Below are 19,470 nucleotides of genomic sequence, written 5' to 3'. Positions count from 1 at the left end.
GAAAAATGATCTTATTCCCACATCATAAGTGATAATGATTATCATTGTCAAATCGTCCTGCCATCACTCTAACAGCTGCGGTCATCACGCCTGTTCGGTCGCATTCCGCAGTCCCCGCAAACGGCAATAGCGAAACCCGTGGCGCTCTGTGGCATCCGCGAAGCTTCGCTCCATGGTCTCTTTTCGTTTGCGGTACGAAATCGTTTACCGGATTTGCCGAGCCGTTTATTCTCAACAATCTGAGGAGAAACAGATAAGCTGCTTCGAGCAGGCTCGTCACAACCCGCGCTCTGGATCACGAACAGAGCCTGTTGCCGCTTCGCCGGCGTGGCATGGATGGCCGTAACCGTTCGAAACGGCTTCATGACGGTTGGTTCCGGTATGTCCCTCGATGCAAGGAAGTGGACAGGAGATCTGTTATTTGCTTCTTTATCATGTTTTTTCGTGTGCTGGCGGACAGGAGATCCGTTATAGCGGCTGATTAGCCTGTGTTCGATGTCATTCGGGAACATTAACGGATCCTGTGTCCGCCCACTCCTTCAATAGCCCGATTTCCCCCATAATTACGGAACCTCTGTCCGCCAGTCTTGGAGAGGGGACCTTTTCCTTTCAATAGAATGCGGCATATGCGGCGTCTGACTTTCTCGACGGCTGAAGCCCCTTATCGGATCTCTTCTTCCTCATCGGCACTGCGGTTCATCGGCTACTTCAAGGCGCGGCCCGACACGTACACGTACCTTTCGAATCGTGCCGGTACATGACTCTTCTGCGTCGGATGGTTCTCGTACAAATAATCGACGAAATATCCAGGATGCTCGCCGTTCCCCGCGAACATGTCGTAATGCGCGGGAATGACGGTGTCGATGCCGGTCGCTGCCGCAAATTCGGCCGCTTCGCGGAAATTCATGTTCCCGACGATGTTGCGCGCCAGCCGGAACGGATCGCGCCCGTTGATCGGCAGCAGGGCGCAATCGACCTGTTCGGCTTTAACCGCCTCGATCATCCCGGGATAGATCGTCGTATCGCCCGCATGGTAGAACGTCACGCCGTTCAGCTGAAGGATGTAGCCGACGAACCGGTGATCGAGCGCCGGATCGTATTCCAGCTCCTCATGCGCCGACGGAATCGGCTTATAGCGCAGTTCCTTCACTTCCCGCCACTCCCCCGTCTTCGCATGCACGCGCTTCTCCGGAGGGACGCCGAATTCAGCGAGACTGTCCAGACAATAGCCTGGCGCCACATATACGGTATCGTTGCCGAGCTCGGCCATCTTCGGAATCGTATCCGGGTCCAGATGGTCGATATGATCGTGCGTAATCAGCACGCAGTCGGCATTCGCCGCTTCTTCCGGCCGAAGCGGCGGCTCGAATCGCCGATAAGGCGAATTCGCCAAGTACGGATCGATGTACACGACGGTATCGCCCCCTTTCACGATCACGCTGACCTGTCCCAGAAACCAAATGGCCAGCATGCCATACGGGACGCGGGTTTCATTGACCTCTCGAATCAATAATTCGCCTGTTCGAACGTTAGGAATGATCATCGCTCTGCTCCTTTATGGATCGTGTAGTACCGCATGAAGTACATATTCGCCCGCTTCCGCCCGATCCCTCCGTCGGGATCCAATAATGTTGCGCGTCATGCACTTCCGAATGAGCATGAAAGTTTCGACAAAACTATTGACGGCTCGCCACCTGCGGTTCGACGTACTTTTCAGCCGAAATCACATAAAATTCTATTCATCCCATATACAAAGCATGACGATAAGGTAAAGGAGATTCGACCTACCCAATGAGAAAAAGAGATTCCGGCACGCAGGCGATTTTTGAGGCGCAGCTATCGCGCATGGTCATCACGGGAACGAAAAAGCAAGCGATCCATAAGGCCGCGTACGAGTTGAACAGATCCAACCTCCCGCTCGATTGGTTGATCCTGGAGAGCGAGCAAGGCGAGTCGAGAGAGTTTCGGGTGAATCAGGTGGAACAGCTGGAATGGCATGACGCGGAATTTACGGATGCATGCCATCAATTCAAGGTGGTTGGACGGATCGTCTTATCCATCAGCCCCCGGCAGACGGCTTTCGATCATGAGGAGCTGGAGCAAGCCGTCTATCGGCTGCCCCGGTCCTCTGTGTACGATAAACCGGTGATTGTATTATCGGAAGGCACGAATCACTACTTCCTGACGGTACTGCAGCAGAACCTGATATGGAAATCCACGCTGAACAACGTCGTCAATCCGTTAAGCAAGCTTGCATAATGGCAAAATCCTTACGACACAGGGAGTTGAAAGCATGCGAAATATTTATGGCAATTACAGAGGCTTCAAGGTGTACCAGCACACGGACAAATACTATGCGATCTGTAACGAGACGGACGAGGACGAACATGAGGTCGTGTTCTGCCAATGGCAGTTAATCGAGGTCTTGAATACGATCGATGACTATATGGATCAATAACAACGGATCCATAACATTGGATCCATAACGGATGAACGGCAAGCACGAAGCACGATAGGCTCAGACTAGAACGGCGACTGGTTGATACCAGCCGCCGTTTTCGCCGTTGTGCCGCTCTTCCCTCTCGTGAAACATCGTCTATCGCACGGCGGCGTCCTTCAACGAGCCGGCTGCGATCGTTCCGCCGACTAACACCGCCTCGCGCTTCGCTCTCCGCGCTACGGCTTCGGCGGAGCAGCCGGCCTGCACGAAGACGGCATCGGCCTTGTCGCCGACCGCGGGCCATATGCGCTTGCCGCTGCCGTCAAGCGGAATCACGCCGCCGGTAATATAACCGAGCGACTCGCCAAGGGAGCGTTCGTCGACATGCCGGTACAGCTCGGCGAGCCGCCCTGCTTTCTCCAGGCAGTCCCCGGTGCCGAACGGCGACCAATGATCGGTGATGCTGTCGTTGCCCAGCTCGACACGGACGCCTTTCGCGCGCAGCATCGGAATCGGCATGATCATCGAGCCGATCGGCACGGTCGAGGTGATGGAGATGCCTAATGCCGCATAACGTTCCGCCAATTCGGCGGCGGCTTCGATCGCGCCGGCAAAGCCGAATGCATGGCTGACGGTCACCCGGCCTTGCCGGCCCGCCTCCTCCGTAAGGTCGGCAAGCCGGTGCATCGTCGCTAAGCCGAGCTCGCCCCGGTCGTGGATGTGAATGTCCACGCCTGCATCCGCCTCCACGGCGATGTCCATGATCGTCTGCAGCGACCGCTCGATATTCTCGTCCACGGTTGCCGGATCGACGCCGCCGACATGGGTGGCGCCATGCTTCATCGCTTCCCGGACAAGCCCCGCCGAATCGGAGCGAAGCAATCCGTGTTGAGGGAAGGCGACGACCTCGCCGGATATTTTGCCGGCGTACGTCCGCAGCGCCCGAATGGTGGCCTCCAGGTTGTTCAAGCCGACGACCGGATCGATGTTGCAATGGGTTCGGACATGGGTAGAGCCGTATCCGAGCAGCATGCCGAGCATGTTCTCCGCCCGCTGCTGCGCCGTCGGCAGCAATTGCGGCAGCAGCCTGCGCTCTTCCTCGAACCGGTCGAAGATGCTGGCCGCAGGCCGGACGGCCTTCCACGGTCCGCCGTAGTAGGTTTTGTCGATATGAATATGCATTTCCTTGAACGCGGGCAGCATGAGGAGCCCGGCAGCATCCTGCTGCGGCAGCCCATCGGCGGGCTTAGCGCCCGAGGCGGCGATGGCCGCGATCACGCCATCCTCCACCCGGATATGACAGATATCCGTAGCGGTTCCGACAATTGCGCCATCCTCATAGCAGTAGCCGCTCTCCAATCGAACGTTGACCAGCCAGTACGCCGAACGGGTCATGACATGGCCTCCTTCAGCGATCCCGACACGACCTTGCCCTGATACAGAACGGCCGGCCGGTTCGCTCTTCTGGCGACCGCCTCCGCCGAACAGCTTGCTTCCGCCAGAACGATGCTGGCTTCGTCTCCCGGCTTCGGCCACGCTTGTCCGCCCTGCCGATCAAGCGGCGTTCTGCCGCCCGTAATATAACGGAGCGAATCGGCCAGCGCCTGCTCCGTGCTCCAACCGAACCGTTCTGCCAGGCGGCCCGCCCGCTCGAGGATGTCGCCGTTGCCGAAAGGCGACCATGAGTCGAAAATATTGTCGCAGCCGACCGCGACCGCTACCCCCTTCGCCTGAAGGAACGGAACCGGCGGGATCACCCGCCCCATCGGCACGCTGGTGATGATCGTCATGCCGAGCCCGGCCAACAGCTCCGCTATCTGCTCGGCTTCCGTTCCTGCCATATCGCCGAGCGCGAACGCATGGCTGATGGCTACCCGGCCCTGCCAGCCGGCTTCTTCCGTCAATTGCGCCAGCCGCTTGATCGTCGCGAGTCCGACGCTGCCGCCGTCATGCAGATGCAGATCGACATCCGCATCCGCCTCTACGGCCAGCTCCATCATCCGCTGCAGCGATCGCTCCATGTCGCCGTCCACGGTTGCCGGATCGACGCCGCCGACCAGCCTGCAGCCCCGGGCAAGCGCCTCGCGAACGAGACCGACGGATTGCGTGCGGAGAAGTCCGTGCTGCGGGAAGGCGACGATCTCGACGTTCAGTTTGCCCTCGAAGGCGGCGATCGCTTCCTGAATGGCTTCCAAATGGCGAAGCCCGGCTTCGGGGTAGACGTCGACATGCGTGCGAACATGCGTCGACCCGGCCCGAAGCAGGGTGCCGAGCAGCGTTTCGGCGCGCGCCTTCATCGTCGTCGCCAGCTTGGGCAGCGTGTTCTTCTCGATGTCGAAACGCTCGAATAGCGAAGATGCCGGTCGGACCGGCCGCCAACGATCGCCGAGCAGCGTCTTGTCCAGGTGGCAATGCCGTTCGACGAACGACGGCAGTGCAAGCAAGCCTTGCGCATCGAGCGCGGGCAGCGTCCCGAATGCCGTTGATTCTTCCGTCCCGATTCCCGTTGATTCTCCCGTCCCGCATCCCGCCGATTCTCCCGCCTTGGCAGCATCCTGCGTCTCGCTCGCTAACGCGATAACGGCAATCCTGCCGTTCTCGATCAGGAGATGATAGTTATCCGTCGTCGTCCCCGTAATGACGCCATCTTCGATGACATGCCCGGTTTCGAGCCGGACATTCTTCAGCCAATAGGTTTCGTGCATGCTCTTCACCTCTTCGTAGTATGCTTCTATTCGGTATTCTTCTTCTATTCGGGCTGCGCCGCTTGCAGCAGGATGCGCTCGATCTCGCGGAAGCCTCTTCTCTTCGCGTGCGCGAGCGGCGTTACGCCGTCTTGATCGGCGATGCCCGCATCGGCGCCATGGTCGAGGAGCAGCTTCACGATGGCTTGATGCCGTGCTCCTCCGTCGCCCAAGATGACCGCTTCTAGCAGCGCCGTCCAGTGCAAATTGTTAATGTGATTCACGTTAACGTCCGAATGCGCAAGCAGCTCGTTGACAATGTCGACATGTCCGCGGTCCGCGGCCGGGATCAGCGCCGTGCCTCCGAACCGGTTCGTAAGCCTCGTATCGGCGCCGGCGCCGATCGCGAGCCGAACGATTTCGAGATAGCCTGCCGCCCCGGCGTGCAGCAGCACGTTGTCCAAATGATGGTCGCGAATATTAATATCCGCTCCCCGCCCGATCAACGCTTCGACGACGGCGGCTTGATTCCGATACGTTGCCGCTAGAACGGCCGTTCTTCCGCGCCGATCCGTCGCATTGATGTCGATTCCGTCTTCAAGCAGTTTCAGCACCTGTTCCAGGTTGCCGTTCTCCGCCGCAGCTATCCATTGCTCGTTCATCGCTTCCATCCTCTGCCTCCTGCAATACGAGATACCACTATGCTATCATGGCTGAATCTGAACGAATAATATATATTCCATTCGGTTTTCTAAGGTTTTTCATATAGGTGAAGGAACTCATTTCGCTCTAGGACATCCGTCCAGGCGGCTAAGCAGAGTAGATAACGCAAAGAACCGCACCAGCCTCATGCTTAGGTACGGTTCATCTGTTTCACGAATTCGGGTCACTCCGACTCGATCCGCTGGAAATAATCGATAATGAATTGCCGGAACCGCTGGGCCGCGACCGACATATAATGCTTCTTGGACCACACCAGGCCTGTCGTCACGACACAGCCCGGAGGATCTGCGATCCGCAATCGGTTCGGCATGAACGCGGCCCTCTTCTCCCAGGCCAGCTGCGGCACGAACGCGATGCCAAGCCCTTTGCGCAGCAGGAGGACGACGGCGTCCGCTTCGTCGAGCTCGATCATCGTCTTCGGCACGAAGCCTGCACCGATGCACAGTTCGTCCGTAAGCGTCCGGAACCAATAACCCGGCCGCAGCCCGATGAACGGCTCTTCCTTCAGATCGGTGAGCTTGACGCTCTCCTGCCCTGCCAGACGATGCCGTTCGTGCACGATCACGAAAATCTCTTCCGTCCGCAGCGGCAGCCATGCCATATCCGGCCCTTCGACGGGTGCGGTCGAAATGCACAGATCGATCTCGCCGTTCTCCATCATGCGCCTCATCTCCGCCGTAGGCTCCAGAAACTGGCGGATATGCACGTTCGGATTCGCCGTCAGGAAATCCCCCAGCAGCTCCGGCAGCACGCTCGTGATGGACGCCGCCAGCGTAATGCTGCCGCGATTAAGTCCCGCCATGTCGAGCACTTCCCGTTTGCCTTCCTCAAGCTCGCGGAAAATCCGCTCCACCCGCTGAAGGAAGGCTTTGCCGAACGCATTCAGCCGAATATTCCGCCCATGCCGATCGAACAGCGGCACGCCGATGCTGCTTTCGAGCCGCGAGATCGTCTTGCTGAGCGACGGCTGCGCGATATTGAGCGCCTCCGCCGCCTTCGACATATGCTCCAGTTTCGCGACCGTTTGAAAATATTGCAGCTGCAGCAGCTCCATCGCCAACCACCTTTTATATATAGACTAACAGCTATAATAACATAATTAATTATGTATTATACATCAATAATGCCTCGGCCTATAATAGGAGTCGCACTGAACATTCTACTCAGGGAGATGACCCTTCATATGAAAGCAGCAGTATTGGAAGCCTACAATCAACCCCTCGTCGTCAAGCAGGTTGCCGATCCGGAGCTCGCGCCCGACGGCGTTATTCTGAAGCTGGAAGCGACGGGCATTTGCCGCAGCGACTGGCACGGCTGGGCCGGTCATATGCCGTCGTCCATCCGATCGTTCCCGCATATTCTCGGCCATGAAATGAGCGGCGTCGTCGAGCAGGTCGGCAGCGGCATTCGCAACTTCAAGAAAGGCGACCGCGTCATCGTGCCGTTCAGCCAAGGCGACGGCACCTGTCCGCACTGTCAAGCCGGACATCATAATGTATGCGATTCCATGAAAATGGTCGGCTTCAGCTTCGACGGCGGCTTCGCGGAATACATTCATATTCCGAACGCGGACTTGAACCTGCTCCACCTGCCGGACGGCGTCGATTTCTTGACCGCCAGCGCAATGGGCTGCCGGTTCATGACCGCTTTCCACGGCGTCGTTGCCCAAGGCAGCGTGCGGCCGGGCGAATGGGTTGCGGTATACGGCGCCGGCGGCGTCGGACTCTCCGCGATTCAAATCGCTACCGCGGCGGGAGCCAACGTCATTGCCGTCGACATCGCGGACGATAAACTGGAATTCGCGAAGCGGCTTGGCGCCGTCGCCACGATCAACAGCAAGAACGTCAAAGCGCCGGAAGCCGTCAAGGAATTGACGAAGGGCGGCGCCAACGTGACGATCGACGCCCTGGGCATTCAAGATACGTTCCTCAACTCGCTCTTCAGTTTGAACAAACGCGGCCGCCATGTGCAAATCGGCCTCAGCTCGAACCCGAACGGCGGCATGACGCCCGTGCCGCTCAATCTGATGATCATGAACGAGCTGACGATCGCCGGCTCCGTATCGATGCCGATTCCGGAATACCGCGAAATGCTGCAAATGGTCGAGACGGGCAAATTGGAGCCGGGCAAACTGGTCACGAAGCAAATCGCGCTGGAAGAGATCAACGCCGCATTTGACGACATGACGAATTATGCCGGCTTCGGCGTAACGGTGATTACGAAATTCTAAGCAAGGAGGCAGGCTCATATGATGGCACATTACGACAAACAATATATCAACGGCGAATGGCGCGAAGGCGCGAGCACGCAAATCTTCGATAACGTCAATCCGTTCGACAACGAGCTCGTCGCCCGGATTCGGCTGGCCAACCGCGCCGATATCGACGAAGCGTACGAGGCAGCGAAGCAAGCCCAGAAGCGCTGGGCCCGCTCTACCGCCGAGGAGCGCAAGCAGGTTCTCGGGCGCGCAGCGAAGCTGCTTCAGGATCGGAAGGACGAGATCGTCGGCATCATGATCCGGGAAACCGGGGCGTCTGCCGTGAAGACCGTCTCCGAATTCATGGCTTCCGTCGCTTCGGTCTTGACGGCCGTGAATTACGTGGACGCGATGTTCGCGCCGCAAGTGTTCCCTTCCGTTCTGCCGAACAAGGAGAACCACGTCTTCCGTGCCCCTGCGGGCGTCATCGGCTTGATTAACGCGTTCAACTTCCCGCTGTACATGGCGATGCGCGTCGTCGCGCCGGCCATCGCCGCGGGCGATGCCGTCGTGCTGAAGCCCGATTCGCAGACGTACATCTCGGGGGGCCCGATCGTGGCCGAAATCTTCGAAGAAGCGGGCTTGCCGAAGGGCGTCCTGAACGTCGTCTGTTACGATGTCGCGGAGATCGGCGATTATATGATCGAGCATCCCGTTCCGCGCGTCATTTCATTCACGGGCTCGACCGGCGTCGGACGCCGCATCGGCGAACTGTGCGGGAAACATCTGAAGCGCGCCTCGCTCGAGCTCGGCGGCAACAACCCGTTCGTCGTTCTCGAGGATGCCGATCTGGATCAGGCGATCGATGCCGCCGTCTTCAGCAAGCTGCTCAACGCCGGACAAGTCTGCATTTGCACCAACCGTTTCTTCGTCCATCGCAAGCATTACGACGCCTTCGTAACGCGGTTCGCGAATCGGCTGCGGCAAGTGCCATACGGCAATCCCGCCGATCCGGCCGTCATCGTCGGCCCGCTCATCAACGAGCGCCAGGTCGAGAAGGTACTCGGCCTCGCGGAGATCGCCAAGCAGGAAGGCGCCCGCCTGGTGCTCGAAGGCCAGCGCATCGGCAATATCATTACGCCGTTCGTCTTCGCGGACGTGAATCCGAACGGCAAGCTGGCGCAGACCGAAGTCTTCGGACCGATCGCCACGATCATTCCGTTCGATTCCGAAGAGGAGGCGCTGGCGCTGGCGAACGACACCGAGTACGGCTTGTCCAGTGCCGTGTTCACGCAGGATGCGGCGAAAGGCATGGCGTTCGCGCGCGCAATCGAAAGCGGCATGACGCATGTGAACGATACGACCGTCAATATGGACCCGAACGCGCCGTTCGGCGGCGAGAAAGCGTCCGGTATCGGCCACTACGGCGGCGAGCTCGGTTTCGAAGAGTTTACGACGAGCAAGTGGGTGTCCGTCCAGAAGGAAAGACGGACATTCCCGTTCTGAAGCGGACCCTAAGGCGATAGCGGAGCATAACAAGGCGATGAAGGAGCAGCTCCTTCATCGCCTTGTCGCGTCCTTATGGATTCGCCCGCTGCGAGGCTCGCTTCTTGAAGCTTGCGCGCTTCATTCCGCGACGCGCGCAAAAGGAGCAAGCCCTCATAGATGAGCGCTTGCTCCCGATGCGCGTGCTCTCCCGATGTCCTCGAAAGAGAGGCTGTTATGTGTGCGAACCGTTAATGCATGCCGCCGCCGAGGCTTTGCTCCGCGATTTGAACGAGACGGCGCGTAATCGAGCCGCCGATCTTGCCTGCTTGATAGGTCGATAAATTACCGTTGTAGCCGTCGGGAGAAAGCTGAATGCCGAGCTCTTGAGCGACTTCGAACTTCAACTGATCCAGTGCCTGCGATGCTTGCGGAACCAGTAGTGTATTGTTGTTTGCCATGTCATTTACCTCCTAGATGGGATATAAATTACTATCCTCCGGTCCGAACCATTTTATTCGGCATTTATAAAACTTCCGCCAAACCCGCTTCCTCCTCCCCATCGTGCCGGTACATTACCAAACGGCAGCCTGAGGCCGGCTGCCGTTTCTTATGAAACCTATTGATAGCTTGCGTCTCCGAATCTTACTGCGCGAGCCAGTCGTCCAGGATGAGACGAGCTACCGCGGCAAGCGATTGAATGGTGATTTCGCCATTGTCGAACATATCGGCGGCCGCGACCGCGGACCAGTCTTCGTCCGACGATGTAATGCCGAAGTGCTTGATGAGCAGCATGAGATCCTGGATGGTCACGCTCGTCTCTCCCGGAACAAGCGTAATCAGCTTCGTCAGGAACGTCTGCAGCGCCGCGTTCAAGGTACCGGTCGCCTGATTGACCTGCGCTTGCGAAGGCTTGGCGCTTGCATAGACGACGTTCGCGGCATCGATCGCGGCTTGCAGCGCGGATTTCGAGCCGGCTGCGTACGTACCGATCTTCGCGCCTTCGACGGAAGCGTCGTGTTTGGCTTGCGCGGCGCTGATCGCTGCGGCCAACTCGGACTTGTTGGCCGGCGCGGTGATGACCTTCGCGTCGAAATCGCTCACCGCCGCCGCGAGCGCCGCTGCGGCATCGTTGATTTGCTGCTGCGTCGCGGACGCGTTATGGAGCACGGCCGATGCGCTGTCGATCGCGTCCTGCAGCGCCGCCTTCGCTCCAGCGATGTATTGGCCGATCCCGGTGCCCTCGACCGCCGCGTCATGCTTCGCTTGAGCGGCTTCGATCGCCGCGCCGAGCGCGCTGCCGTCGATGCTGACGGCGATGCTTACGGAAGCGCTCGTTACGTCGGCCGTCACTGTCACGTCCTCTTGCGTCAGCGACAAGGACGCCACGGAAAGCGCAGCCGAACCGGCCGTCGCCGTCTCCTTCACCTTGCCGTGCAGCTGCAAGAGCGCGCCGTCGGTCGATATGCCCTGGCTGCCGGTCCGGGCCAGCAGCAGGCGAATTTGGCCAACTGCCGGCTTGACGGCGCTGCCGATGACGACGATGCCGCTGCGCGGCGACGTATACGCGTCCCCGGCAAGGATCAAGCTGCCTTTGTCGTCCGTCGTCGTGGCGAATTCCAGACGCGACGGATCGTAATCGACGACAAGGTCGCCGACCGCGTACGCCTGGCTCACGCCGGACACGGCGATGGCGGCGTCGATCGCCTGACCGGGCGCGGCGGCAGAAGGCGCCGTCAGGCTGCCCGTCAGTACGGCCGGCTCCGTCGGCACGGATGAGTAAGCGATCCGGATTTCCGTGGCGGATGCGCGCGCGGCCGGTTCGGTTTCATTTTGTCCGGCGGCGGTAGCGACGAGCTTCACGTAGCGTGCCGTTACGGGAGCAAAATCGTCCGTGCGCCACTGCCCCGGAACGTTCGGCCATACGCCCTCGTAAGTCTTCGTCCAGTTCGCGTTGTCGGTGCTGACCCAAATTTCGTGGCTCGTGATCCGTCCGGTCCATTCATATTCGCCCAGGAAATAGCGAACCTCCGAAACGCCGGCATACGCCGCGCCCAGGTCGATGACGAGCGATTGCGGCATGTCTTGCGAAGGGCTGGACGCCCATTTGGTATAGGTGTTGCCGTCAATGGCATTGGCCGGCCCTTCGTCCCAGCCGCCGCCGGTTTCGCTGGATGCCGAGGCGGTGGCATGGGTCAAATCGATGTCCGTTACGCCGCCGCTATCCCCTGCGGCGAAAGCGCCCGAGGCGAATACCGAAGCCAACAGCGTCGCGCTTAACAGCGCGAGCATCGTTTTCTTGAAATATCGTCCATAATTCGTCATCCCTACTGTTCTCGCTCCCCTAATAATCGATTTGCCTGCGCGAATTGTCGTATCTAGGCATGGTCGATGCTATGAATGCGGATGCGGCGTGCTTCCCTCCCTCCAAGCTTATCGACGGCGGTCGTCCGGCAGTGCCCGTCATTCCCATCATAGCGCAGCTTGTAAGCCTTTACATCCGGTAATCATCAGATGTTTACCGGGTAATCATACACTTTGTATCATTCCTGCCGCTGATCTTGCGGGCCGCCAGCGCAAAAAACGGCAGCCCTCATGCCGGCCGCCGTTATCTGTCACTTCTATTATCCATGTTCTATATCAAGACGTGCTACTCCCACTGTCCGAGCTGCCGTTTCGCGTTTTCTTTCGTAATCGTTAACTTCTGCAAGGCATGATGAGGAACCGTGCCATTGTACTTGCCAATCATCGCGTTGATCTCGGCCAGCTCCCGATCCATCGCAGTGCCGCCGTCGTTGTCGAGCCGCAGGATCCATTGCCGGAGCTTGTCTCTGATTTCATGCTGCAGCGTCAGCCAGCTCGGCAGGAAATTCGCTTGTTTGAGCATGCTGTTCGTGACATCGCCCGACGGCACTTCGATTGGTTTGCCTTTGCCTGCCAGATCGTCGAACGCGCCTCGCTTCCATTCTTCCTTGAACATCTCGCTGACCCAATCGTCAACCGACATCCCGGCATTCCAGTATTGTCTCGCGCCCTCTTGCGAATCGCAGCGTTCGAGCTCGGTTCCCGCTTCCATGTCAGCGCTGTCATTTGTCGCTGCGCCTTGGGGCGTTTCGCTTGCATCCGTCCGTTTCGTCTTGTTGCTTTTCTGTTTCTTCGAGCTCCAGAACATATCCTCACCGCCTGTTCCGATTAATCGATCCATCGAGCTGCATGTCTGGTCTTGAGGCAACCGTATCTGTAACTGCATTTGTAACTGTATAAAACTGTCATTACTTTCAGTATATCGAAACATCCATGGCGGGAACGGGCAACCTTTGAAGATTCCATGAATTCATAACGAATAAACGAAAAAGCCGCAATGTCTGCGGCTTCAGATTGTAGAGAACGACACGTTGCTTCGAGCAGGCTCGCGGCAAACCGCGCCCTGAACGCCTCGGAGCAAGAACAATTCCTGTCGGCGCTTGGCCGGCATGGCGGGGACTGCCGTGACCGTGTCGAACCAGCCGGCTTCATGACGGCTGGTTCGCGGTGCGTGCGCCGATGCAAGGAAGCGGACAGGAGATCCGTTATCCGCTTCTATATTACGTTTTTCCGCGTGCTCGCGGACAGGAGATCCGCTATATCGGCTGATTAGCCTGTTTTCGATGTCATTCGGGGACATTAACGGATCCTGTATCCGTGCGCTCCCTCTAAAAGCCCGATTTCGCCAAAATAGCGGAACCTCTGTCCGCGAGTCCTGGAGGTGGATCCTTTCCTTTCCTTTCCAAACATGCGGCTAGGCGGCGGCGAACTTTCCCGACAGCCAGCCTGAAGCCGCGATATATGTGGCTTGGCTGCGTCGTTCCGTTATGCGAACCGTCTTCTGCGTTCCGTCTACTTCGTAAGCGAGGTCCGATGCTTGATGACGAACTCCGGATGCGTGACATAGTCCATGTAATTCACCGTGCCGTTATCATCCAAATACGCCTGGTACCGGGCCCGAATCGCCGGATGCGTAATGAAATCAAGGACGCGCTCCTTCGCCACCCAACGGCTGTCGGACGTTTCCTCCGAGACGGCCAGCTCCCCGCCGACGGGGCTGCAGACGAATTCGAAAATCACTTGCGTCGGCACGACGGTCACGCCGTCATGCCAAAGGAACGTCCCCGTATTCGAGTAGACGCCGATAAGGCTGCAAACCTCGGCGTCGATGCCGCTTTCCTCTTTGATTTCCCGAACCACGGCGTCCATCGGATTCTCGCCCGTTTCCACCTGTCCGCCCGGGCATACCCAGCCGTCGTTATGCGTCCTGACGATTAGGATATTGCCTTGTCCGTCTTCCACGATTCCGCCTGCGGACACGATATGCGTCGGAAATCGTACAGCCACTTCATCGCCTCCCTTTGCGCTGAATTACCTGTGCATGTGAATCCGGTCGGACAGCTCGCCCTCATCCAGCTCCCTCAAGGAGAGCTTGGCTCCGATGGAGCGGAAGCTGCCGATGATGTCCTCGTAACCGCGTTCGATATGATCGACGCCTGTTATGCAGGTGCTGCCCTCGGCAGCTAATCCGGCCAGCAGCAAGCAGGTGCCGGCGCGCACATCCGTCGCATGCACCCAGCCGCCGCGGAGCGGACGTCCGCCGCGGATATGGGCGACTTCTTGCCGCTGCTCGATCTCCGCGCCGAGCCGGCGAAGCTGCGGGACATGAGCGAACCGCTTCGGATAGACGCGGTCGGCGACGATGCTTCTGCCCTTGGCTTGCAGCAGAAGCGCGGTCATCGGCTGCTGCAAATCGGTGGCGAAGCTCGGATACATGCCTGCGCGAATCCGTGTGGCCTTCAGCTTGCCCGTGCCGTAAGCCGTAATGCGATTCTCGCCGCGGTGCAGCTGCAGCCCGATCTCCTCCAGCTTGGAAAGGCAGGCGGTTAGATGCTCGGGGATGACATCCATCACCGTAACTTGCCCGCCGTTCAGTCCGGCGGCCATCAGGAAAGCTCCGGCGATCAGCCGGTCCGGAATAATCGTGTGCGTTCCCCCGTTGAGATAGGCGACGCCTTCGATGCGGATCGTATTCGTGCCCGCTCCGTATCTCCGCGCTCCCAGCCTGTTCAGGAAGGCCGCCGTATCGACGACCTCGGGATCCACTGCGGCGTTATGCAGCTGCGTGCGCCCTTTGGCCCTTACGGCCGCCAGCATGGCGTTCATCGTCGCGCCCGAGGTGACGGTGTCGAAATAAATATCCGCGCCCTTCAGCTCGGCAGCCTGAACGCTGTAATACTCCGGATACAACCGCACCTTCGCTCCGAGCGCTTCGAATACCTTGATATGTTGATCGAACGGCCTTGACACGAAATCGTCCCCGCCCGGGAAGCCGATGGTGACGCTGCCGAATTTGGACAACAGCGCGCCGGCGAAGTAATACGACGCCCGATAGCCCGAAGCCTTGCCGGGGTCGATGGCCGCGCTATGTATCCATCGCGGGTCGAGGACGACTTGTCCGCCGGTTTGTCTCGCCTCCATGCCGATATCGCGGCAGATTTCCGTTACGAGGCGGACATCGTCAATGCACGGGATGCCTTCCAGCGTGACTTGATCGTCCGCCAGGCACGCGGCGGCGAGCACGGCAAGGGAGCTGTTCTTCGCTCCCGGTATATGTACGGTTCCGTTCAGTTGCCCGGAATACTCCGCTTGGATGACCTTCATGTCGGTACGCCTGCTTTCGTTGAGTTTGATTCCGTTTCGAGCATGTATCCGCTGCCGCGCACCGCGCTGATCATAAAGCTGTCCTTGCCGAATTTTTTGCGCACCCGGTAGATGAGGGTGTTCAATTCGTCGAGCGTCACATCCGGTACGCCTCCCGCTCCCGGAGACCGTTCCGGCCACACGCGGGATTTGATTTCCTCAAGCGGCACCAGCCGGTTCTCATGCTCGTGAAGCACGCGAATCAGCAAATATTCTTTCTCCGACATCGGGATCCGCTTGCCTTCCACGACGCATTCCCTCTTCTCCCAATTCACCGTGAGCTGATCCGGGTTTTCCAGCTGCCTGGCGATGCTGAACGGTTCGAGCTCAAGCGTCTGCTCCGCAAACATATAGGAGAAATGGAGAACCGTCATCCCTTTGGCGAGCTTGATGATGTCGAACGTGTTCAGCGGATAAGGCGTATGCGGCGTTAGCCGTATGCCGTTAATCTCCGTGCCGTGACGGCTCCCGAGATCATAGAGCACCGCCTTGTCCTGCTCTCTTCGGATGATGAAATGCTGCCTGGAGATAAAGGGGTTCGAGAATGCCAAATCCGGCTGTAATTGAACGGATTGCCGGCCGATCAGCGTGCCGTTCAGGTTCAGATTGATGCAAGTGCCCGGCTGGTAGGGCTCGCCGCGAATGACATACAAGCATGCAAAGTTATCCATATTCGTCCCTCCAAGCATAATGGAAGGCGCCGCCGGGATCGGCCAATGCCTCCATGTATGATGGTAACCCAAACCGAATCCGATTAAAACCTCTTCGCACTGACACCCTACTCACAGTTTGGTCACATCGGCGGCCTGTATCGATCGCCTCGCTTGGCGGACCAGGAAGAGAACCCGTGCGCTCGCCAGGAACCCGGCCGCCCCAAGAAGCAGCATGAACCAGATCGCATCCGACTTTAGGACGTTCATCAGGAAGGGCAGAAGGAACAGGCTTGCGCCATTGATCGCGAGCAGCGCTATCCATGTCGAACGGGCGGATTGGACGAGCGGCTGCGCTCCGTTCGCCTCGGCTTCGGCCTGAATGCCGGAGCAAAGACCGAACATCGTAACCAGCAAGGCAACGATCGATGCAGATATGCGAAGCAGCTCAGGCACTGTCACGACTTCGTTGCTCAGCAAGGGCAAATCCATGCGCAGTCCCGTCATCGCGGCGGCGCAGGCCAGAATCTCCTGCAGCAGCGAACCCGCCAACGCGATGCGGTAATAACGATTGGTTTTCCCCAATCGATAGGCTCCCCGCATCAGCAGCAGGTAGCCGATGAAGGCAAATCTGAAATATCCGATATGGATGTCGATCAGACTGAGCGCGATGCCCCAAGCGATGAGGGAATATGCCGGCTTTGTCATTTCCGCTCCTCCCGCTGTGCTCGGACAAAATACTTCATTTGCGATTCCGTGAAGACAGGCTCGTAACTCGCATAGATCGGATCGTTCAGCCGACGTCCGCCGTCCTCCTCGAACGTATGCGCCAGCAGCAAGCGGAATACATGGGTCGCAAGCGGATCGCTGCCTGCAAAATCGAACCGGTAGTTCGTTATGACGCTGTCGCCTTCGGCCAGCTTCATCGGATAGGCCGCTTCCGTTTCGTGGATGCCGCTGGCGTCCGTAATGTTGATGATCCGTTTCACGTCGAATTGAAAGTCCTTCCCGAGCAGGCCCAGCCAGGCTGAAGAAGTCGCGGTTAATGCAGCAGGCCGGGTCATGCGCATTGAGTTATACCCGCTATGATCCGACGAGCTCCCTCCGGAAGAAAATTCAACCGGTGAATCCAAGGACGGGTTCCGATCCCGATAGACGATAATATCGCCGACCTCCATCTCTTTCGTTAATCCGTCATTGAACGTAACGGTAACGGCATGAAGGCGAAGCGGCGGCTGCGCCGTTGTCCGTTCGGCTGCGCTTTGGTAATAGCAGGTAATCGCGTAGATCGTTTGCCGGTTTAATTCCTGACGCACTTGAACGGGGTAGACGGCCAAGGCCGGCAAGCCCGCTGCCTGAATGGATTGAATCGTCCGCTTGTCTCCCTTGTTGGCGACATAGTATAGATCGAAAGCAATGCCGAGCGAGTCCATCGCTTCGATATGATGCTGCAGAAACCGCCCCTCCGGCAGCCGATAGTACCGGTTATAGCCGATATTGCCTAGCCAGCTCGCTACAATTAGCGTCGCGGCAAGACCATAGATCACGTAGGATTTTATCATCATGGGTACTCCCCCTCCTGCAAATGCCGTTCGCAGACCATACAGGATAATACTTCCAATAGGGCGAAATGTTGCGCGAATACGAATATTCGCTCTTCCTTGTTCCGTTCCTTTTCACGCCCGTCATGCGCTATCGCCTACATGTACTGGATTCGCTCGGCGGCTTCAGCCTGGTACCATGCCGCCTGCGCGCGAAACATCGATGCATATTCGCCGTTGGCCGCCATCAGCGTATCGTGAGCGCCTTCTTCGACGATTCGCCCTTGGCGCAAGACGACGATTCGGTCCGCATGCCTTGCCCAGCCCAGCCGGTGCGACACGAACAGCACGGTTCGTCCGGCCGCCAGCTGCCGGAACGTCCGGTACAGCTCAGTTTCGTACTGCGGATCGAGCGCGGAAGTGGGCTCGTCGAGCACGAGCAGCTGCGCATCGCGCAAGGCCGCGCGGCTAATCGCGAGCCGCTGCCATTGGCCGCCGCTCAGTTCGCGGCCGCCTTCCGTAAGCCTGCCGACGCGCCTATCGAGCCCTTCCGCCTGCCGTTCAAGCGATTCCGCGCGGCAAGCCCGCAAGGCCGCTCGCAATCTGTCGTCGGAAGCGGCCTCCTCCGGCAAGCCGAAGCCGACATTATCGCGCAAGGTCGTCTCGTAGCGGACGAAATCTTGAAATACGGCCGACATCTCCCGGCGAAGCGATCGCGGGTCCATGTCCTGCAGGTCGATGCCGTCCCATGTGATTCGGCCCGACGTCGGCGCGTACAGCCCAAGAAGCAGCTTGACGAGCGTGGACTTCCCTGCTCCGTTCTCGCCTACGAGCGCCACCGTCTCTCCCGGCTTCAAGGTCAGGTCGATGTCCTGGAGCACCGCCCGATCATGCCCGGGATATCGATAAGCCGCCTTAGCGAAGGCGATCTGACCGTACGGCCCGGGCTTCTTCATCGGCAGCTGCTCGATCGGTCTTGTATCGCGTCCCGCTGCCGGGATTTCCGCGATGAATTGAACCAGGTCGATGATTTTGGCGCTTTGGATGTACACTTTCCCGACCGGGAAGACCATCCTTCCGGATATGCCGTATGCCTGCCGCATCGCCTGGAAGACGACGACGAATGCGCCCGCGGACAGTCCGCCCGCTCTCATCCGGAGCACCATCCACGCCATGGCGGCGCATAAGCCGGCGATCTGGATCGAGCTCACGAAGATGCCTCTGCGAATTTCCCGCCGGTTCGCGTTCATTCGAAGCCCGAGCGAGCGCTGCATGACGGCGCCCCATTTTGCGATCAAGTAGGACATCGACCCGGAGATTCGCATATCCCTTACGGTTTCCGGCTTTCTCATGATGCCGCTTAGATAATCGGCTTCCCTGCCGGGCCGCGTTAAATCGCGGTTCAATCGGCGTTTGACCAGATCCGATTCGAGACGTATCGCGAACGACGCCGCGAATACAACGGCGAGCATGACGGTTAGAAGCGGGCTGCACAGCGCGGTAACGGTCAAGCAGCCGAACAGTTCGAATAGGAAGCGGACCACGCTGATCAGATTGCTCAAGACGCCGAATACATCCGTTCCCGCCACGCTCTCCGCCCGATGCAGCCGGTCGTAATATTCCGGTTGATCCAACAGCTCGAGAGGCGCCGCAGCCGCCTTGTCGTGAACTTCGGCTTGTATATAGCGCGAGACTTGATCGCGAAGCGCGGTATCGAGCACGCGCTGAAGCGCGTTCAGCAAGCAGCGGGCAACGGCGGTGCCGGTGAAAATAATGAGGAACGGCCAGGCATTGGCGATCCTGTCCGCCCATGCCGAAGCGGCGTGACTGCTCATGAACAGATCGATCAGCCGCTGCTGCGCCGAATAGCCGGTGACGACGAGCGCGCCCAATAATAGCGGAACGCCGAGCCAGATAAGAGATAGTACGGGGATATAGCGATAGATGCGGTATAACAGCCGGAATGAGCCGCGAAATGCCGTGCCCAAAGCGTTTTGGTTCATTTTCCACCTCTGTCAGCGAA

18 protein-coding genes and 1 pseudogene are annotated in these 19,470 nt (G+C 58.7%); 4 read left to right on the top strand and 15 right to left on the bottom strand.

Going from position 1 to position 19,470, the window contains the following annotated elements:
- Window positions 1-90: 90 nt before the first annotated feature.
- Window positions 91-195: pseudogene (locus GXP70_RS14175) on the bottom strand (transposase); the annotation flags it as partial.
- Window positions 196-703: 508 nt separating this feature from the next.
- A complete protein-coding gene (locus tag GXP70_RS14170; RefSeq protein ID WP_162357416.1) occupies window positions 704-1,543 on the bottom strand; it encodes an MBL fold metallo-hydrolase in 840 nt (279 codons plus the stop codon).
- Between the two features lie 248 nt (window positions 1,544-1,791).
- Between GXP70_RS14170 and GXP70_RS14165 the strand changes: the two genes are divergently transcribed.
- Both GXP70_RS14165 and GXP70_RS14160 read left to right on the top strand, forming a co-directional pair.
- Window positions 1,792-2,259, top strand: a complete 468-nt coding sequence (locus GXP70_RS14165) for a hypothetical protein (RefSeq protein WP_162357415.1) — start codon at window positions 1,792-1,794, stop codon at window positions 2,257-2,259.
- Between the two features lie 34 nt (window positions 2,260-2,293).
- Complete coding sequence (locus tag GXP70_RS14160) at window positions 2,294-2,458, top strand: hypothetical protein (protein ID WP_162357414.1); 165 nt, start codon at window positions 2,294-2,296, stop codon at window positions 2,456-2,458.
- A 138-nt stretch (window positions 2,459-2,596) separates the two neighbouring features.
- On the opposite strand, the gene GXP70_RS14155 is transcribed toward GXP70_RS14160, so the two are convergent.
- From GXP70_RS14155 to GXP70_RS14140, 4 genes are all read right to left on the bottom strand, one after another.
- Window positions 2,597-3,835, bottom strand: coding sequence for an amidohydrolase family protein (locus GXP70_RS14155; protein ID WP_162357413.1), 1,239 nt, complete (start codon window positions 3,833-3,835; stop codon window positions 2,597-2,599).
- A complete protein-coding gene (locus GXP70_RS14150; RefSeq protein WP_162357412.1) occupies window positions 3,832-5,145 on the bottom strand; it encodes an amidohydrolase in 1,314 nt (437 codons plus the stop codon). The genes GXP70_RS14155 and GXP70_RS14150 overlap by 4 nt, the downstream gene beginning before the upstream one ends.
- Window positions 5,146-5,189: 44 nt before the next feature.
- Window positions 5,190-5,786, bottom strand: coding sequence for an ankyrin repeat domain-containing protein (locus GXP70_RS14145; protein WP_162360478.1), 597 nt, complete (start codon window positions 5,784-5,786; stop codon window positions 5,190-5,192).
- Between the two features lie 224 nt (window positions 5,787-6,010).
- Window positions 6,011-6,901, bottom strand: coding sequence for a LysR family transcriptional regulator (locus GXP70_RS14140; RefSeq protein ID WP_162357411.1), 891 nt, complete (start codon window positions 6,899-6,901; stop codon window positions 6,011-6,013).
- Window positions 6,902-7,030: 129 nt separating this feature from the next.
- Between GXP70_RS14140 and GXP70_RS14135 the strand changes: the two genes are divergently transcribed.
- Window positions 7,031-8,077, top strand: a complete 1,047-nt coding sequence (locus GXP70_RS14135; protein WP_162357410.1) for a zinc-dependent alcohol dehydrogenase family protein — start codon at window positions 7,031-7,033, stop codon at window positions 8,075-8,077.
- 18 nt (window positions 8,078-8,095) lie between these two features.
- Window positions 8,096-9,550, top strand: a complete 1,455-nt coding sequence (locus GXP70_RS14130; RefSeq protein WP_162357409.1) for an aldehyde dehydrogenase family protein — start codon at window positions 8,096-8,098, stop codon at window positions 9,548-9,550.
- 230 nt (window positions 9,551-9,780) lie between these two features.
- Here the strand turns inward: GXP70_RS14130 and GXP70_RS14125 are convergent, their stop codons facing one another.
- The 9 genes from GXP70_RS14125 to GXP70_RS14085 all read right to left on the bottom strand — a co-directional run bounded on the left by GXP70_RS14125 (window position 9,781) and on the right by GXP70_RS14085 (window position 19,450).
- Window positions 9,781-9,990 (bottom strand): alpha/beta-type small acid-soluble spore protein, encoded by a 210-nt coding sequence (locus GXP70_RS14125; protein ID WP_162357408.1) that lies wholly within the window; start codon window positions 9,988-9,990, stop codon window positions 9,781-9,783.
- A 184-nt stretch (window positions 9,991-10,174) separates the two neighbouring features.
- Window positions 10,175-11,854 carry a discoidin domain-containing protein gene (locus tag GXP70_RS14120; protein WP_162357407.1) on the bottom strand — a complete coding sequence of 560 codons (1,680 nt, stop codon included), beginning with the start codon at window positions 11,852-11,854 and terminating at the stop codon, window positions 10,175-10,177.
- A gap of 325 nt (window positions 11,855-12,179) precedes the next feature.
- Window positions 12,180-12,701, bottom strand: coding sequence for a DnaJ family domain-containing protein (locus tag GXP70_RS14115; protein ID WP_162357406.1), 522 nt, complete (start codon window positions 12,699-12,701; stop codon window positions 12,180-12,182).
- Between the two features lie 704 nt (window positions 12,702-13,405).
- Window positions 13,406-13,900, bottom strand: coding sequence for an NUDIX hydrolase (locus GXP70_RS14110; protein ID WP_162357405.1), 495 nt, complete (start codon window positions 13,898-13,900; stop codon window positions 13,406-13,408).
- 24 nt (window positions 13,901-13,924) lie between these two features.
- A complete protein-coding gene (gene murA, locus GXP70_RS14105) occupies window positions 13,925-15,217 on the bottom strand; it encodes a UDP-N-acetylglucosamine 1-carboxyvinyltransferase (protein WP_162357404.1) in 1,293 nt (430 codons plus the stop codon).
- On the bottom strand, window positions 15,214-15,927 hold the full coding sequence (locus tag GXP70_RS14100) for an FHA domain-containing protein (RefSeq protein ID WP_162357403.1): 714 nt from the start codon (window positions 15,925-15,927) through the stop codon (window positions 15,214-15,216). The genes murA and GXP70_RS14100 overlap by 4 nt, the downstream gene beginning before the upstream one ends.
- A 111-nt stretch (window positions 15,928-16,038) precedes the next feature.
- Complete coding sequence (locus GXP70_RS14095) at window positions 16,039-16,614, bottom strand: hypothetical protein (protein WP_162357402.1); 576 nt, start codon at window positions 16,612-16,614, stop codon at window positions 16,039-16,041.
- Window positions 16,611-17,471: a hypothetical protein gene (locus tag GXP70_RS14090; RefSeq protein WP_162357401.1), complete on the bottom strand. Its 861-nt coding sequence runs from the start codon at window positions 17,469-17,471 to the stop codon at window positions 16,611-16,613. The genes GXP70_RS14095 and GXP70_RS14090 overlap by 4 nt, the downstream gene beginning before the upstream one ends.
- 134 nt (window positions 17,472-17,605) lie before the next feature.
- Entirely contained in the window at window positions 17,606-19,450 is a 1,845-nt protein-coding gene (locus GXP70_RS14085) for an ABC transporter ATP-binding protein (protein ID WP_162357400.1), read from the bottom strand.
- Window positions 19,451-19,470 lie beyond the last annotated feature (20 nt).

It is taken from the genome of Paenibacillus lycopersici (assembly GCF_010119935.1).
Classification (GTDB): domain Bacteria; phylum Bacillota; class Bacilli; order Paenibacillales; family Paenibacillaceae; genus Paenibacillus_Z; species Paenibacillus_Z lycopersici.
This window is presented reverse-complemented; position numbering and strand designations above follow the sequence as displayed.